A 1,302-nucleotide genomic window follows, 5' to 3' on the forward strand; every position below is an offset into this window, starting at 1 on the left:
GAGGGTGTATGGCCGGGACACATAGGTAACACTTGTCGGGAGACATGGGTAACACCTTTTATGATGATTGCACCGCCACAAACTGGAGCGTGCAATGCCCTGGAAGGACGCTACCCTCATGTCTACCCGACTGGAATTTATTCTGCTGGCGCAGCAGCCCGGCACCAACCTCGCGGCGTTATGCCGGAACTTTGGCATCAGCCGCAAGACGGCGTATAAATGGCTGGAACGCCACCGAGAACAAGGCAACAGCGGTCTGCAGGATCAGTCGCGGCGCCCGCATGCGTCGCCGGCGAGTACACACGCCGGGCTGGAAGCGCGCATTCTGGCGCTCAATGCCGAGTATCCGTACTGGGGCGCACGTAAGCTGAGGGCATTGCTGCCGCTTGACGCCAAACTGCCGCATCACAGCACCATTGATGCCGTATTGCGTCGTCATAGCCGCACGATCCTGGGGGCACCTGTCAGGCAGGAAGAGGTGGCACCGTCGCGGTTTGAACATGCCGCGCCCAATCTGCTCTGGCAGATGGATTTCAAAGGGCATTTCGCGCTGACCGATACGCTCGCCGGTCGTTGCCATCCACTCACGATTCTCGACGATCATTCTCGCTTTAACTTGTGCCTGACAGCCTGTGGCAACGAGCAGCGCAGTACGGTGCAAGCCGCTTTGCAGGCCACTTTCGAGCGTTATGGCTTGCCAGAGCGCATGACCACGGATAACGGCACGCCCTGGGGCACTTCCGGGCGTGGTGGCCTGTCGCAACTGGAAGTGTGGTTGATACGCCTGGGGATTCGCGTTGGCCACAGCCGGCCTCATCACCCGCAGACGCAAGGCAAGGATGAGCGATTTCATCGCACATTAAAGCTGGAGCTGCTGCAGCGCCATGGCTTCAACTCGCTCGACGCCTGCCAGCTTGCCTTTGACAGCTGGCGGGAGCGTTACAACACGGTACGCCCGCATGCCGCTTTACAACAGCAAGCACCAGTGAGCCGCTACCGGGCCAGTGGCAGGGCTTTCCCCAGCGTCTTGCCACCGCTCGAATATCCGTCGGCTGATACCGTGCGCAAAGTCAGTGACAAGGGTGAGATTTCGTTCCAAAACCAGCGCCACTTTATCGGTGAAGGCCTCAGAACACAGCTCGTAGCAGTCAGGCCATCCGACGCTGATGACGTGTTTGATGTCTTTTTCTGCCACAAGAAAATACGGCAAATCAACTTGCGCGATTCGCCGTAAAATGGTGCTTCGATGTGTAACCTATGTCTCCCGACAAAGTGTTACCCATGTCTCCCGACTAAACACCC

General features: G+C 58.2%; 1 protein-coding gene. It reads left to right on the forward strand.

Going from position 1 to position 1,302, the window contains the following annotated elements; genetic code table 11:
* The first annotated feature begins 94 nt into the window (after positions 1–94).
* Complete coding sequence (locus HDE72_RS27545; RefSeq protein WP_183748783.1) at positions 95–1,234, forward strand: IS481 family transposase; 1,140 nt, start codon at positions 95–97, stop codon at positions 1,232–1,234.
* Positions 1,235–1,302 lie beyond the last annotated feature (68 nt).

Origin of the sequence: Janthinobacterium saanense (assembly GCF_014200675.1) — a bacterium.
Taxonomy (GTDB): domain Bacteria; phylum Pseudomonadota; class Gammaproteobacteria; order Burkholderiales; family Burkholderiaceae_D; genus Janthinobacterium.